The following is a 14,195-nucleotide window of genomic DNA, read 5'->3' on the forward strand; positions in this document are numbered from 1 at the left end:
AACTGTTTATTTGTTGTAGGTTTTTATTGTTGGTGGTTCATATGTATTAAATTTATCAATTAAGTCTTTAGGATTTGAATTTAATAAAGCTAATGAGCGATATTTCTCCTGCAAAAATTGTTGCTCTACCATATGGTCAAGTAGGTCAACAAGAGGATTGTAGTATCCATTAATATTAAGAAGCCCAAAAGGTTTTTGGTGTAATCCAATTTGCGCCCATGTATATATTTCAAAAAACTCTTCTAAAGTTCCCGGACCGCCGGGTAATGCAATAAATCCATCCGCTAATTCTGCCATTTTCGCTTTTCTTTCGTGCATGGTATCTACGGTATATAATTCAGTTAAATTTTGATGAGATATTTCACGCTCTTCAAGAAGTCTTGGTATAACACCTATGACATTCCCACCTTCTTCTAAGACAGTATCAGCTACCGCCCCCATAGTTCCCACACTTGCACCACCATACACTAATGTAATATTACGCCTGACTAATTCTTTTCCTAATTGAATGGCACCTTCTTTATAAATATCAGACGCTCCATTACTTGAACCACAAAAAACCGCTATACATTCCAAATTAATAACCTCCGATAAACTATAAATATATTGATTTTCCTTCTCATTATATAGTTTTTTCTGATAGGCTAAAAGGGGACTATTAAAGGAGGGGGAAATCTTGAATGTTATTGAGTTTCAGGAATGGGTTAAAGCGTATTATGAACAACGAGGATGGTCTGAATTAGACATTTTTATTCGAATTGGTTTTTTAGCTGAGGAAACAGGGGAAGTTGCAAGAGCTATAAGAGAGCTTGAAATTGGTAGAGACAGACCAGATGAAAGTACGGGAACATTAGAACAACAAAAACAAGAATTAACAGAAGAACTTGGGGATGTTCTAGGAAACCTTATTGTGATTGCCAACAACTATGATATTTCTCTCGAAGATATTTTTCAGTCTCATCGTGACAAACTAGATAAGCGATATACACCATCAAATTAAATTTTTAGAGGTTGTTTCAACCTCTAAAAATTACTTTCTACTTCCACTATCGAGACACGTTACTTTAAGATCAACACTTCCAAATATCACCAATGTTCATATTTAAATCATACCAGAAAATACCGAACGGTTAATCATTTTTTCCAAATTTACGGAAATTATTGCTGCACAGTATAGGTACGACAAAACGATCACCCTAAAAAGTGATCGTCTTTAATGAATTGTATATAGTTACTAGTATGCAAATCGCTTTATATTAGTAGTTGTTCTTGTTCGACATAAGTTGTTAAAGAAAAATTTTACTTATCTTTGTTTTTCAAAAGTTTTATAATATTCGATCCCTAAGATAATTAGACCCAAAAGTGTAACTACCACTCCTAATATGAATGGGAATCCTAAGAATAATGACTGTACAGCTTCATCCCCATATTGTTTCGCACCAAAGATTGCATGCCATAACTTTGACTTGCCAGACCATTCCGTAATATGTGGAGCATATATAGTTCCAGACAAAATAATTGTTAAGGTGGTTAATAAACCACCTAACATTATAAATCCTCCAATTATAGTTCGTTTCATATTTATTCCCCTTATTTTAATAGTTATTATTGAACTTTACTGCTCATTACTTCAACAAGGAAAGGTACGGTGATCGGTATCTATCTGTATTTTACAGACGCACCCGTGACAATAATTTGTTTTCGTACCTTTACTGTTGTTCAGACTTGTAATTTTTCAAGTACTTGTTTGAATTCATTTATGTTACTTAACATTTCGTCTGGTTGAACAGCGAACGCTAATGTTTGATAATTTGGCAACCAATTTACTCCGATCGTATGTACGTGAGCTTGTTTTCCGGCCGAAATGTCAGCGTCACTATCTCCTAAAAAAATAGCATCCGTGTTTTTTATGTTAAGCTGTGCTAATGCCTTGTTCAATCCTTCTGGGTGAGGTTTTGGTATAGTAACATCATCACCAGTGATTATCACATCAAATAAGTCATTCATATTAAGGCAATGTAAAGAGATAAGCAAACTTCTCCTAGCTTTTCCTGTTACAATTCCTAATTTATAACCTTCTCTTTTTAAAGACAGCAGTAAATCATTAATCTCCTCATTCTCAAGAACAAGTTCATTGTGCTTTTCACTATATTTTTCATAGTATAATTCAATAGCTTTATCATGATTGGAATCGATCAGATTTTCTCTAATAATTCCAGTCTCAGAGGGACCAAACATTGCCTTGATTTCATCTGGAGTAACCTCTTTGTTGTCAAAGTCCCTAAATACAGCCTGAAATGAATAAAAACAAACGGGCAAAGTATCCGCAAGTGTACCATCAAAATCAAAAATAACCGCTTTAATAACTATCACACCCTATATCAAAATAATGTATCTTTGAATTACAAACTTCAAATAAGTAATGATCTGTTTTGGTATATATTAAATCTTCTACTCCTAGGAGAAGGTAAATGCTATTTTGAGCAATACTTCTTACCTCGTATTTCTTTTAGATCAGTGGTTTATAGTTTATTTTAGCATAAAATTCCAATTATGCTTGAATTTGTTCAAAAGAAAAGGACCGCCAATAGGATATGACGATCCACTTGTTGCACTAAAGTAAAAGTTAGTGGAATAACTGATAAGGCTTAATTATTCTTTAAATCTTTCTTTAAGTAATAATGTTTAAAATCTCTACCTACGTTATCTAAACTTCCGAATACTTGATAACCATTCTTTTTATAGAAATCTAATGCTTGAAAACTCAAAGTATCTACTTTTATGAAATCACATTCTTTTTCCAAAGCTATTTTTTCAAGTTCTGATAATAATTTTGTTCCATACCCTGATTTTCTTATGTCCTCATCTATCATTAAAGTATGAATTTCCAACCAATTCCAACATATCTCAGAAAGGATTCCACCACGAACAGTACCGTTATCATCCTTAAGAAATAAACAGATTTCTTCATATCTACCTCCCAAATCTTTTGGAAAGTACTGTAAGTTAAATCTGTAAAGTTCATCATTAATATGCTGTTTATCCTTATTATTTAATTCTTTACTAATATAAAGTGTCATTTTACATTTCTCCTATTTCAACATTTATCATAATTCTGGCAATAAGTTTTTAACATCTTCTGCTTTCTAATAAAAACTCCTCTACCCAAATTTATGAACAGTTACACCAGTCGGAAATTTTCCGACTCAAGTCTATTTAACCAGTTATGGACTAATGTATTAAATACATTGGTTTGTTCGATTTGTAGGTTGTGACCAGCCATATCAAGCACTGCAAATGTTGCCCTTGGGTAATCTTCAATTAGTCGCCATGCATCGCGGTATCCAACTACATTGTCCTGACGCCCTGTGATAATTAGCGTGGGGTACTCAAGTTTAGCCGAAATATCAAAGGAAAAGCCATATCCGTTTTGACGAATGTTGTTTAAGAATTCATAATTTGATTGTTTAGAAGGATGTAAAATTTCATTTCGAAACCTCTCCCATTCAGTTTGACCTTGTACTACCCCCATGGAGCAAAATTCTTCAGCATCCTCTGGTGACAAATGTGATATCAAGTTGCCATCTCTTTTTAAAACGGTCTGCTGTGGTACTATCCTTTCATCGAATTCAGGTATAGTCATTGGTGCCATCAGCAGTAATCCACGAACTGTGCCTTGCCTTGAACGGACTATGCCTCTGGCAATGTAAGCGCCATATGAATTACCACAAATAATAAACGGTTGACCAGGGATAATCTCGTCCAAAAGACGCAATATAGCTTCTAAAATATCATCAGAATTCTGAATAGATGGTAGTGACTCGGAATGCCCCATACCTGGTAAGTCTATGTATATTCTCTTCCAACCGCTTCGTTTCTGGAATAACGGTTCCATTGCATGCAACATCACTTGATGGTCAAGTGTCCAACCATGCAACATAACGATGGGATATCCTTCTCCAATAACTTTATGATAAATTGACATGTATTTGTTTCCCCTTTCTCTGTAAACCCGATGTGTCGACATGGACATTTAATCCTCCTATACATATATTACAATTCCAGCAAACTTTCTTGTTCAACTAAACCACCTCGTCAGTTTAAGTGCAACCGTTCACAATCCTATTTTTATTTTATCATAAGTATTGAGATTACCTAGTAAAAATAACCATTTTTGAATTTGAAATTAAATTAATGTAAGACAATTTGCATACGAATTTTTAGTGTAGATATTCCTGGCTATTGTTACCTGGAAAATTGGGTGCAAATTAAACTAGATTTTCAATGTGTAGTATAAGAATACACTATTACACCAACAAAAAATGACCATCAAATTTACATACAAATGGATGGTCATTTTATATTTATGACAGGTAACAGACTTCTTCAAACATTCCCTTTTTTAAACATGCCCTAAAAAAAGTCACCCCATCTAAACACCAATTAGCCGACATGGAACGATTATAGATTTGAAACCTAAATAAAAGGAGGAAAACATATGAAATGTTGCACGATGACTGTGAAGGAAACGGCTGCTTATATGGGGGTTCATACAGATACGATTTATGAATTGGTCCGGAAAAATGCAATGCCACATTTTCGTATGGGACGAAAAATCTTGTTTACTAAAGAAAAGATAGAGGCGTGGGTTAAGGAGCAGGAAAATACAGTGAGCTAGCTTACTTTTGGGCAAGTTGAATAGAAAATAGTTGTTCTCATGGGGTGAAAATTGTGGTAATGCGTCAATTTAGTGGGCGAATGCGTCAGTCTAGTTTGCTTATACGCCAGTTAACCTAGCGTATGCGTCGGTCTGCTAACGAAATGCGTCACTTTTCCTAAGTTATGCGTCCAAACATGACCAAACCTAATTCCATCCCAAACAATCACATGAAAATCAATAGAAAGGACGAAACAACATGAACTATATTAAAGAATTAAGAGGCTTTAAAGATTGGTTGCTACTCAATGATATGTCGTCTCATGCGATTTTGCTGTGGCACACGTTAATGGTGTTGAATAATTCGGCGGGGTGGAAGGTGTGTTTTAATGCTCCGAATCGTGTTGTGGAGCAGTTATCTGGCTTATCGAAACAGGGGGTTGCCGCTGCGCGTTTGGAGCTCGTGAAGCGTGGATTAATTGAGTATGAACAAGGGGTAAAAGGGAGGTCGCCTGTATATCAGGTTATTTCATTGGTTAATGGATATTTTCAGGATGAGGTACAAGTAGATAGTAGTTTACTTGACCAAGCCGGAGACGAATCACTCGATAGATCAGTAGACCAATCTACTGACCAATTCCATGACCAATCTCAAGACCAATGCCAGGACGAATCCCTAGACCAATTCCATGACCAATCTCAAGACCAATGTCCGGACCAATCTCAAGACCAATGTCCGGACCAATCTCAAGACCGATGCCAAGACCTATCCCAGGACCAATCCCATGATCAAAGCCCGACCATACTTAAACATAAACATAAACAAGAAAGAAGAAGAGGAGGAGAAGGGGCAGCAGGGAGGAATCCATTTCAGCTCTATGAATCTAATTTTGGGATACTAAAGCCGATTTTGAGGGAGTCGTTTCTTGCTTGGTGTGAGGATCTTGGGGATGAGGTGGTGATGATGGGGATTGATCTAGCAGTGAGAAAAGGGGGGCGAACATTCAGCTATCTGGAATCGATTTTTAAAGAGTGGGCGGCAGCCAATTTACGAACAGTGGAGCAGGTTACTGTTTATGAAAACCAGAAGCGGAAGAGCAAAACCATTCCTTTTCGAAAACAAGTGCCTACTAAACAAGCCCTGTTTGAGGAGCTACGAAAGGAAGGACAGGCATGACACATGACGAAGCGGTGGATGTGTTGGAAACAATTGCGGAGGTTTATCCAAGATATGAATTGACGAAAAAGAAGGCGGCTATTTTGTTGCCGCAGTTAAAGCAAATGGATTATCAGCTTGTGCTTGCAAAATTATCTGCGTATGTAGCGGATCATCCCTTTGCCCCGACGATTGCTGAAATTGCAGCCTATCCGGCCAAACAGAACGAGCATATCCGATTAATCAATCAATGGAAACAAGAGGCAGAAAATGTCCCACAGGAGACGAAGCAGGCATTCCAACTACAGATGAAAAGGCTGGTGGATGATCATGGCTAGTGGTGTGAATTACGAAGCGGAGGCATCGGTATTGGGGTCTGTCATTCTGGAAGGGGATCTGTTTCATGGATTGGAGGTAGAAGAAGCTCACTTTTTCTATGACAATCATAGGAAAATTTTTCGGGCGATGAGAGAGCTAGCTGATCAAGGAGCGAGCATTGATCTCGTTTCGATTACGACGAATCTGTCGGAGAGGATTAAACAGGTTGGAGGCACTGTCTATTTGGTTGAGTTGGCAGAGTCAGTTGCTAGTACGGCGAGTATCGAGCATCATCAACGCTTGATCATGGAAGCGTATCAAACGAGAAAAACGAAGGAAATAGCGCTGCAATATGTGCAAAATCCAAGCGGGGCAAAGTTAGAGCAGACGATTGCCCAATTATCCTCTTTTCGTGATATTGGTTCGAATGAACAGGAGAAGACAACCTTTGATCATTTGGTTGAGATTAGCGATAGCATGTGTACCTCCAGCCCAGAAGTAGCCGGGTATCCTACTTGCTTTTATAACCTAAATAGTATGACAGGTGGCTTGCAGCGCGGGGAGTTAATCATTGTTGCAGCCAGGCCATCTGTAGGTAAAACAGCCTTTGCTTTAAATTTAGCCGCAGGCCATTGTCAGAACAAAGGCTCCACTTCGATTTTCAGCCTTGAGATGGGTAATAAGCAGCTGCTGCAACGAATGATTTCAGCTGAGGCAAAAATTTATAGCCAGAAATGGAAGAGCTTTGCTTTTAATGAGCGAGATTATAGCCGGGCGATAGACACGATTGGCGGGCTATCGAAGTGGAAGCTGTACCTGCACGATAACAAATATACGGTGAGTGATATGAGAGCCGCACTAAGAAAAATCGTACGAGCAGATCCAGATGGAAAACATATCGCGATAATTGATTATTTGCAGCTGATTTTACCGACAACGAAGCAGGAGCGTCGTGATTTAGATGTCGGGCAAATGACAAGAGAACTGAAGCTACTTGCCATGGAGTTGAACATTCCAATTGTGCTCCTTTCCCAGCTATCACGTGGCGTGGAACAACGCCAGGATAAGCGTCCATTCATGTCGGACCTAAGAGAGTCTGGAAACATCGAACAGGATGCCGATGTGATTGCCTTCCTATACCGCGATGACTACTATCGCAAGGATTCTGAGCAACCGAACAGAATAGAAATAATTCTAGCAAAACAAAGAAACGGACCTACAGGAACGATTGACTTACTTTTTCAGAAGGAGTATGGGAGGTTTATTAATCTAGAGGGAAACTAGGAGTCTGATTAACTTTAAAATTTATAGAATAAAGGGGAAATTTATACGTGGATAAAGATCAATCTCCTTCCAATCTAGTAAATGTAGAACAAGCGACAGTTACAAGAGTTTTGGATGCAGATACAATAGAAGTAGAAATGAATGGAGACATCTTAGACGTGCGCCTTTTATTAGTAGATACACCAGAGACGGTTCACCCAAACATTGCACCAGAGCCGTTTGGAGTAGAAGCATCTCTTTATGCAAAAAGAATCCTCCCGCGAGGTAAGCGCGTTCAGTTAGAATTTGATGGTCCGCTATGTGATATGTATGGTCGGATTCTAGCTTACATGTGGGTGGATGGACAGCTGTTTAATGAGATGTTATTAGAGGAGGGGATGGCGCATATTGCGTATGTGTTTGATCCGCCTTATACGTATTATGAACAGTTTGTAAGTGCGCAAGGGAGGGCGAGAAGGGGGAGGAAAGGGATTTGGGGTGTGGGGTATAGGAGGTATGAGTGAAATGAGTGAAGGACTGGATAGATAAGGGGGTTCGTTTCCATCTTTTATATAATTTATAAAGAGATATTCTGACTCTGTCTTTAAAACTATACTAATATCAGATTATATATTTAATATAATATACTGAGATAAAATGGAAAAAATGAGTAGATTTAGGTGGAATTTGTTGAAAATAAATAAAACAAACAAAGAGGGCTTGGTAAGTTATTCTTTATCCGTTTTATTTATATTCAGACAGTATTTTTGTTAAAAAGAGTTTTAGGAGAAATTATAAATCAATAATATCGGAATTGTCCTTATTATTATTTGATTCAAGAATAAATAGTTTACAAGCGACTTTTCCAATTGTATTTGTAGAAGCAGCATCTACAGTTCCACCTATCACACCACCTGCTAGAGGGACCATTTTACCCAGGTTTACGATTCCTTTCTCTCCAAACTTCGTGAGTAATCGAAACCCTACAGCTTGATTTATTTTTTTTATAAGTTCAAAAGGTATTCTTTTAATCCCAGTAACTGCAAGCTTTTTTCCAATTTGGATACCAGCATTTTAAGTATATCTTTAGCACCATTTCCTGCTAAGCATGCATAAACAAATGATTTAACCTGGTCATCCTTTACATCATATCCTCCCATATGAGCAATAGCAGCTACCATTCTCATTTGAACAAAAATGACGCTAGTGATATTTGCAGGGAGGGACACAGGTAATGTAATAATTCCACCTAATCCTGATAGGAAACCACTAGTTGCACTTTTAGTGTTTTGCCAACGTATAAGACTTTTTACTTTTTCTTCAAGTGTACCTGTTTTATTTGAATAGTTCTCAGCTAGTTCTATAGCAGTATCAGTCCCAGGTATTCCACCATTTATTGCTTTGTCATATGACCAGTCTAAAGCTTTCATTATAGCATCGTGTGTAATAGATTTTGATCTAGGCAATTGGATACACCTACTTTCTGAAATATCATACTATTATATTATAAACTGTAACAGAGTAGTGACAATATTTATTTAGCTAATCTAATGGTAGTAGATGGGAAACTTAGAAGAAGGTTTGTCCAGTATGGCCTACATCTTAATCAACCTAATAGGTATTACGAACAGTAAGTAGTAAGGTTCAAGGGAATCAGCCCCTGTCGAAAGATAAATTGGTAGGTATTGTCCATAATAGATGAACAATACCTAAACGTTCATTAGATGTCATGTCTAATTAACCCTTTACACTAAAAGAAAAGTAAAAGAATTCCCACCCTACTTCCGCCTGGGAAAATGTGATTCCGAATTTTCGTATGGGATGAAAAATCTAGTTTACTAAAGAAAAGGTAAATGCGAGGGTTTAAAGGGCAAAAAAATGCAGTAGGCTAGTTTTCTAGGTGAAGTTGATTAGAAAATGGTGGATCTCATGGAGTGAAAGTTGTGGTAATGCGTCAATTTAGTGGAGTTATCCGTCAGTCTAGGTCGTATATGCGCCAATTAATTTAGCAAATGCGTCGGTCTAGTTCGCATATGCGCCAGTTAACTTGGGAAATGCGTCGGTCAGCTTACGAAATGCGTCACTTTTCCTAAGTTATGCGTCCTAGCCAACTCACCCCAATCCAATCCACCCAATCCCAAACTAAATAATAAATACAACATAAACAAAGCCCCCTTGATTGAAGGGGGCTTTGAAAATCTATTAAAATTCTACATTATTACTTTCTGAAACATGGTCGACATTGTACCATTTATGACCGACATTGGAATAACGAGTATTTGTCATCGTAATTTCACTAGTGTTGCTATCCGTTCGGAAGATAGCCTCATCCATGTTTGTGATGACACTACCTTCAATATGAATGCTCGTTTTGAAAGTAGTACCTCCATTTTGACGAATCATTTTTCCTGCATCATTTGCAGTGAAATTAATAATTTCAAAGGTAGAAGGGGCATTTACCTGGAACATCTTATCACTTGCATGCTGTGCGGAACCGCCTCGGATGATGACGTGGCCTTCCTTCTTAATGGTAAGCGCATCTTCCCCGATATCTTCCCAGACTACATTTTGCACCGTTACATCGCCATAAGTATGAACACCATCAGCAGCAGGGTCGCCAATGACTACATTTTTAAGCGTAGCACCATCTTCTAATTGAAAAACAGCGTCTTGGTCCTCCCCTTGGCTACCGTCACCAACTGTATTGGGATTGGCTACATATCTTTTGCCTTGTCCATCGAAAGTCTCACCCTCGGCAACTACAATCGTTTCATCTACGGTAATTGTTTCAGAAGGATTAACCTCGACGATTTGCCATTGCTGACTTTCTCCGCCCCAGTCATTCCACTGTACGACATTCGCTCCATTGTCTGTAGACCAATCGTACACCTCTAAGGCCTTCCCACTAAAACGGTTAATAATCTTAACGTATCCATTGTTCAAGTCAACGATTTGCCATTGTTGGCTTTCTCCATTCCAATCTGTCCACTGCGCTACATTCGCGCCATCTTCTGTAGACCAATTATTTACTTCCATTGCTTTAGTACTAAAAGCGTTTTGGAATTTATAGTAACCTTCGCCGACGTTTATAATGCGCCATTGTTGATTTAATCCGCCTATGTCATCATATTGAACAATATTACCCCCATCCTCAGTGGACCAATCGTACACCTCTAAAGCCTTTCCACTATATCGGTTGATAATCTTATACGTATTACTGCTGTCAAAGCTCGCTGCTTGTACAGGGATCGCTGCAAAAACTAGTGTAAAGAGAAAGCTAATTGTAATTAGAGAGTATATCAATTTTTTCATAAAACTAATTCCTTTCTATTATTAGATTTTTCTACGTACTATTGCTTTGCAAATGATTCTATTGGCCAATAGATGTCAGTACCAATTGTACATGACCTGATAGGAAAGTATATATCCTATTCGGAAAATGAGTAAATAATACGGCTAAGCTGTACCAAAAATTAGTACTTAATAACCGTATTTTGGATAAAAAGGGGCAAAGATAGATATATTTAGAGTGCTTATTCGGACAACCTAAAAAAATGACAAAGGCACATTACACTAAATGCGCCTTTGTCATTATTATTTATATTTATCCCCATGAAAATTTTCGTTAATAACGTGGCCAACCGTTCGAATCCCAATATAGGTCATTTATTAATAGGCGTGGCGCTCCATTATTTTCTGCATCATAGGCATGTCGAACAATAATATTGTTATTATATACATCTTGGTGTCCAGGTCCAATCCATCGATCATTTCCTGCATCTAGAATGGTCCCACCACCATTTAGCATATTCACTCCGTTTTTATCGTAATAAGGTCCTGTGATGTTTTTAGACCTTCCATAGGCAATTTTATAATCACTATTTACACCCTGACAGCAGTGATCAAAGGAAACAAATAAGTAGTAGTAGCCATCTTTATAGGTGATATTAGGAGCCTCGATTGCATGATCTGAAACATTAGGTCTTGCTGCAATAGAGTAGATTTGTCCTGTCGGTTTCATTGTATTTCGATCAAGTTTAGTTAATTTGATCCCACTCCAGTAAGAACCAAAGGATAGCCAAGGATCTCCATTCTTATCAATTACCAGATCACCATCGATTGCATTGAAGTTATCTGAGGTGGTTGAACGTATAACTAAGCCATCATCTCTCCAGTTACCAGAGGCAATGCTATTTGTTGAAGTAAGTCCAATTAAAGAATTGTTTGAACCAAATGAGGAAACAGAGTAGTAAACCCAATAGCGCCCATTATAATAGTTTACATCCGGAGCCCATTGATTAGTTTCATGATTTGGAACATAATTTCTCCACCATGAAAGTGGTTGTGGAAAAATGACAGGTGTTGCAGACCAATTGGAACCATTATCCGATCTTAAAACTCGGATACCATTCTTATTTGTTTCACCTGTTCCAAATGCCCACCAAGTATTTCCTTCCTTTGTAATAGACGGGTCATGCAACATCGTATCCCCTGACACATTCCAAAAGTTAGCAGAAACAACTGGTACAAGCGTTAAAACTAAGAATGCAGTTAAGAATGACGTTTTCCAGAAAACACTCCTTTTTTTCTTCACAATACAAATTCCTCCTTTATTTTATAAATTTATATTACTCATATAACTTATCAATAAAATGTAAGCGTTGTCAATATAATTTGTACTTATATTTTTCGTTCATTACGACATATTTCGGAAGGTTGAACGGTTAAGTGGTTGAAAGGGTAGTGAAAGAGTTATTTAGTTAAGCATGATAGTTTGCTGGGTTACGAAGGAAAGTCTTTCAACAACATATACCAATAAGCTTTTACTTTGCCTGAGATCACATGAATAGAAAGTGGAATGATGTCATTTTATGTTAGAATGTAGGATAGGAAAGCAAAAAAAATAGGGTTATAAAGATTAACTTCAGCAATGTAAATGCTCTTTATGTTATTAATCGATTGTTAAAATCAACTATGCAAAAGTAAAAGCATCAGTGCGAGCAAACTATATAAAAGGAACACTATCAAATAGGATTACTTCTATTAAGAGGAGGTTATGATATGACAAACAAATTGGGTGAATTATCAGAGCAAGAAATGGATGAAGTACTAGAACGACTAACTGGGATGCGAAAAAGTCAGTTAGAGAAGTTGGCTAAGAGGCTTTGGAGTGACATGGAAGTTCCTTTCACGCTAGAGGAAGGATTGCGCTCCTACACAAAATCAGAATTAGACGATATTAGGAAATATCTAAGGCTAACTGGAGTTAGTAGCTTGAAAAAAGCTGACTTACTTGATGTACTTAGGGAAGCAATACCAAATAAAATAGAAGAAATTTGTGAAAAATGGGATGATGAACGGCTATCATGGCTTTTGAAAATAGCGGACAACGGTGGAAAGATAACTGTTCCTTCATCGATAGGTCTTGGCCAAGCGAGGTATTTACGGGCAACTGGTTTTGTTTTCACGGGAACCTATCAAGGTAAGAAAATACTAGCCGTTCCGAGTAAACTCGTTGATCCAATCAAAGCTTTAAAAAATAATTTTACTGTCAGGTCTAAAGTAAAGAGGAATACGGAATGGTTAACCCTTTTACGTGGCCTTTTATATTATTATGGAACGTTAAATGGCACTCAGTTAATAAAGCTGACAAATTCCTACACAAGTGAACCAGTCGATGTGATGGCGTATTTCCAAGTGATCGATGATGCAAATGCATTCATGGAGGATTACCAATATGATAGATATGGATTTTCTGATCAAGGTGTAGAGAATCCAGATTCAGTTGTTGCAGAACATAGAATGAGAAAGGATTTATCTTTTTACCCATTCAGCAAGCAGCAAGTGCTGACAGCTGGACAACCTGGGTTTATCGAAAGAAACAAAAGCTATGTTCAGCTAGTTAAATACCTTACAGATTCATTTGAAATTGACAAAGAAGAAGTCGATGAAATTGTCGATGAGTGTGTGTTTGAAATTCAAAATGATGCAACGTTCAATGATGTTTTTCAATATTTTAGTAATCTATTTGAATTTGAGGATATAAATGAGGTCCAAGCATTAATGGACCACGTCACCAATCTTATGAACAACACCCGACTGTGGGTATTGAAGGGCTATACGCCAACCGAATTAGCAGAGCAAGAAAGAAAACATTTACAACCACTACCAACCAAACCGTATAAAACACATGAACCGAAAGAAGTGGTAAAGGTAGGAAGAAATGAACCTTGTCGATGTGGAAGTGGGAAGAAGTATAAGAAGTGCTGCGGAGGATAAGGGCTGCATTCCCATTTCTAGTAAGTCTACGGGGATTTTGATTTGTGAAAATAAAAAGTGTATGAGCAGATGTTAATCTAGTGTGTTATACTGTAAATACCTTTGAAGCTTTAAATTTTTTTATATTACCTGTACCATTTCCCTACTCGAACGTTGAGTGGGGTTTTTTTATAGGAATTATTGGGAAGAACATAAAAAAACAGGCCCATATCATGAGCCTGTTTGTATAAACTATTTAAAAATTAAGCACCTTTTTGAACGTTAGCTGCTTGTGGTCCGCGGTTACCTTCTTCGATATCGAAAGTTACGCTTTGACCTTCTTCAAGTGATTTAAAGCCTTCACCTTGGATAGCAGAGAAGTGTACGAATACATCGTCTTGTCCTTCTACTTCGATAAATCCAAAACCTTTGTCTGCGTTAAACCATTTTACTGTACCTTTTTCCATGTTTGTTGCCTCCTAGTGTGTAACCACACATTGTATTACTATTCCTGCCCAAAAGTATCATCAAGATGATGAAAAA

17 protein-coding genes and 1 pseudogene are annotated in these 14,195 nt (G+C 37.5%); 7 read left to right on the plus strand and 11 right to left on the minus strand.

What is annotated here, in order from left to right; translation table 11 throughout:
• Nucleotides 1–6: 6 nt before the first annotated feature.
• A complete protein-coding gene (locus H7K77_RS17505; protein WP_186579711.1) occupies nucleotides 7–576 on the minus strand; it encodes an LOG family protein in 570 nt (189 codons plus the stop codon).
• A gap of 100 nt (nucleotides 577–676) precedes the next feature.
• Here H7K77_RS17505 and H7K77_RS17510 point away from each other — a divergent pair, with 100 nt between their 5' ends.
• Nucleotides 677–1,000: a MazG nucleotide pyrophosphohydrolase domain-containing protein gene (locus H7K77_RS17510; protein WP_186579713.1), complete on the plus strand. Its 324-nt coding sequence runs from the start codon at nucleotides 677–679 to the stop codon at nucleotides 998–1,000.
• A 303-nt stretch (nucleotides 1,001–1,303) separates the two neighbouring features.
• On the opposite strand, the gene H7K77_RS17515 is transcribed toward H7K77_RS17510, so the two are convergent.
• The 4 genes from H7K77_RS17515 to H7K77_RS17530 form a co-directional block, all read right to left on the minus strand.
• Entirely contained in the window at nucleotides 1,304–1,579 is a 276-nt protein-coding gene (locus H7K77_RS17515) for a hypothetical protein (RefSeq protein ID WP_186579715.1), read from the minus strand.
• Between the two features lie 140 nt (nucleotides 1,580–1,719).
• The gene (locus H7K77_RS17520; RefSeq protein ID WP_186579809.1) at nucleotides 1,720–2,364 is read right to left on the minus strand and encodes an HAD family hydrolase; all 645 of its coding nucleotides are present in this window, start codon (nucleotides 2,362–2,364) and stop codon (nucleotides 1,720–1,722) included.
• Nucleotides 2,365–2,648: 284 nt separating this feature from the next.
• The gene (locus H7K77_RS17525; RefSeq protein WP_186579717.1) at nucleotides 2,649–3,080 is read right to left on the minus strand and encodes a GNAT family N-acetyltransferase; all 432 of its coding nucleotides are present in this window, start codon (nucleotides 3,078–3,080) and stop codon (nucleotides 2,649–2,651) included.
• 101 nt (nucleotides 3,081–3,181) lie between these two features.
• Nucleotides 3,182–3,985: an alpha/beta fold hydrolase gene (locus H7K77_RS17530; RefSeq protein ID WP_186579719.1), complete on the minus strand. Its 804-nt coding sequence runs from the start codon at nucleotides 3,983–3,985 to the stop codon at nucleotides 3,182–3,184.
• A 513-nt stretch (nucleotides 3,986–4,498) separates the two neighbouring features.
• Between H7K77_RS17530 and H7K77_RS17535 the strand changes: the two genes are divergently transcribed.
• The 5 genes from H7K77_RS17535 (at nucleotide 4,499) to H7K77_RS17555 (ending at nucleotide 7,918) form a co-directional block, all read left to right on the plus strand.
• Nucleotides 4,499–4,678 (plus strand): helix-turn-helix domain-containing protein, encoded by a 180-nt coding sequence (locus H7K77_RS17535; protein WP_186579721.1) that lies wholly within the window; start codon nucleotides 4,499–4,501, stop codon nucleotides 4,676–4,678.
• 238 nt (nucleotides 4,679–4,916) lie between these two features.
• On the plus strand, nucleotides 4,917–5,834 hold the full coding sequence (locus H7K77_RS17540; protein ID WP_186579723.1) for a DnaD domain-containing protein: 918 nt from the start codon (nucleotides 4,917–4,919) through the stop codon (nucleotides 5,832–5,834).
• The gene (locus H7K77_RS17545) at nucleotides 5,831–6,151 is read left to right on the plus strand and encodes a replicative helicase loader/inhibitor (protein WP_186579725.1); all 321 of its coding nucleotides are present in this window, start codon (nucleotides 5,831–5,833) and stop codon (nucleotides 6,149–6,151) included. The genes H7K77_RS17540 and H7K77_RS17545 overlap by 4 nt, the downstream gene beginning before the upstream one ends.
• Entirely contained in the window at nucleotides 6,144–7,415 is a 1,272-nt protein-coding gene (dnaB, locus tag H7K77_RS17550; RefSeq protein ID WP_186579727.1) for a replicative DNA helicase, read from the plus strand. The genes H7K77_RS17545 and dnaB overlap by 8 nt, the downstream gene beginning before the upstream one ends.
• A 47-nt stretch (nucleotides 7,416–7,462) precedes the next feature.
• Entirely contained in the window at nucleotides 7,463–7,918 is a 456-nt protein-coding gene (locus H7K77_RS17555; protein ID WP_186579729.1) for a thermonuclease family protein, read from the plus strand.
• A 268-nt stretch (nucleotides 7,919–8,186) separates the two neighbouring features.
• Here the strand turns inward: H7K77_RS17555 and H7K77_RS21355 are convergent, their stop codons facing one another.
• The 5 genes and pseudogenes from H7K77_RS21355 to H7K77_RS17570 form a co-directional block, all read right to left on the minus strand.
• The gene (locus H7K77_RS21355) at nucleotides 8,187–8,324 is read right to left on the minus strand and encodes a hypothetical protein (RefSeq protein WP_235988984.1); all 138 of its coding nucleotides are present in this window, start codon (nucleotides 8,322–8,324) and stop codon (nucleotides 8,187–8,189) included.
• Between the two features lie 74 nt (nucleotides 8,325–8,398).
• Nucleotides 8,399–8,860 carry an EcsC family protein gene (locus H7K77_RS17560; RefSeq protein ID WP_235988985.1) on the minus strand — a complete coding sequence of 154 codons (462 nt, stop codon included), beginning with the start codon at nucleotides 8,858–8,860 and terminating at the stop codon, nucleotides 8,399–8,401.
• 736 nt (nucleotides 8,861–9,596) lie between these two features.
• On the minus strand, nucleotides 9,597–10,205 hold the full coding sequence (locus tag H7K77_RS21360; RefSeq protein WP_328701158.1) for a pectate lyase: 609 nt from the start codon (nucleotides 10,203–10,205) through the stop codon (nucleotides 9,597–9,599).
• Nucleotides 10,197–10,706, minus strand: a pseudogene (locus tag H7K77_RS21365) (RICIN domain-containing protein); the annotation flags it as partial. The gene H7K77_RS21360 and the pseudogene H7K77_RS21365, both read right to left, overlap by 9 nt.
• A 313-nt stretch (nucleotides 10,707–11,019) precedes the next feature.
• Entirely contained in the window at nucleotides 11,020–11,988 is a 969-nt protein-coding gene (locus tag H7K77_RS17570; RefSeq protein ID WP_328701156.1) for a glycoside hydrolase family 43 protein, read from the minus strand.
• A 467-nt stretch (nucleotides 11,989–12,455) separates the two neighbouring features.
• Between H7K77_RS17570 and H7K77_RS21755 the strand changes: the two genes are divergently transcribed.
• Nucleotides 12,456–13,673, plus strand: a complete 1,218-nt coding sequence (locus H7K77_RS21755; RefSeq protein ID WP_186579733.1) for an SEC-C metal-binding domain-containing protein — start codon at nucleotides 12,456–12,458, stop codon at nucleotides 13,671–13,673.
• 242 nt (nucleotides 13,674–13,915) lie between these two features.
• Here the strand turns inward: H7K77_RS21755 and H7K77_RS17580 are convergent, their stop codons facing one another.
• On the minus strand, nucleotides 13,916–14,119 hold the full coding sequence (locus H7K77_RS17580) for a cold-shock protein (protein WP_186579735.1): 204 nt from the start codon (nucleotides 14,117–14,119) through the stop codon (nucleotides 13,916–13,918).
• Between the last annotated feature and the right edge of the window lie 76 nt (nucleotides 14,120–14,195).

The organism is Aquibacillus kalidii, from assembly GCF_014280935.1.
Classification (GTDB): domain Bacteria; phylum Bacillota; class Bacilli; order Bacillales; family Amphibacillaceae; genus Aquibacillus_D; species Aquibacillus_D kalidii.

Bases quoted from the DNA above. Each gene is read 5' to 3' on its own strand.
- H7K77_RS17515 (WP_186579715.1), bottom strand. From the start codon at position 1,579: ATGAAACGAACTATAATTGGAGGATTTATAATGTTAGGTGGTTTATTA.
- H7K77_RS17525 (WP_186579717.1), bottom strand. From the start codon at position 3,080: ATGACACTTTATATTAGTAAAGAATTAAATAATAAGGATAAACAGCAT.
- H7K77_RS17530 (WP_186579719.1), bottom strand. From the start codon at position 3,985: ATGTCAATTTATCATAAAGTTATTGGAGAAGGATATCCCATCGTTATG.
- H7K77_RS17535 (WP_186579721.1), top strand. From the start codon at position 4,499: ATGAAATGTTGCACGATGACTGTGAAGGAAACGGCTGCTTATATGGGG.
- H7K77_RS17540 (WP_186579723.1), top strand. From the start codon at position 4,917: ATGAACTATATTAAAGAATTAAGAGGCTTTAAAGATTGGTTGCTACTC.
- H7K77_RS17545 (WP_186579725.1), top strand. From the start codon at position 5,831: ATGACACATGACGAAGCGGTGGATGTGTTGGAAACAATTGCGGAGGTT.
- dnaB (WP_186579727.1), top strand. From the start codon at position 6,144: ATGGCTAGTGGTGTGAATTACGAAGCGGAGGCATCGGTATTGGGGTCT.
- H7K77_RS21355 (WP_235988984.1), bottom strand. From the start codon at position 8,324: ATGGTCCCTCTAGCAGGTGGTGTGATAGGTGGAACTGTAGATGCTGCT.
- H7K77_RS21755 (WP_186579733.1), top strand. From the start codon at position 12,456: ATGACAAACAAATTGGGTGAATTATCAGAGCAAGAAATGGATGAAGTA.
- H7K77_RS17580 (WP_186579735.1), bottom strand. From the start codon at position 14,119: ATGGAAAAAGGTACAGTAAAATGGTTTAACGCAGACAAAGGTTTTGGA.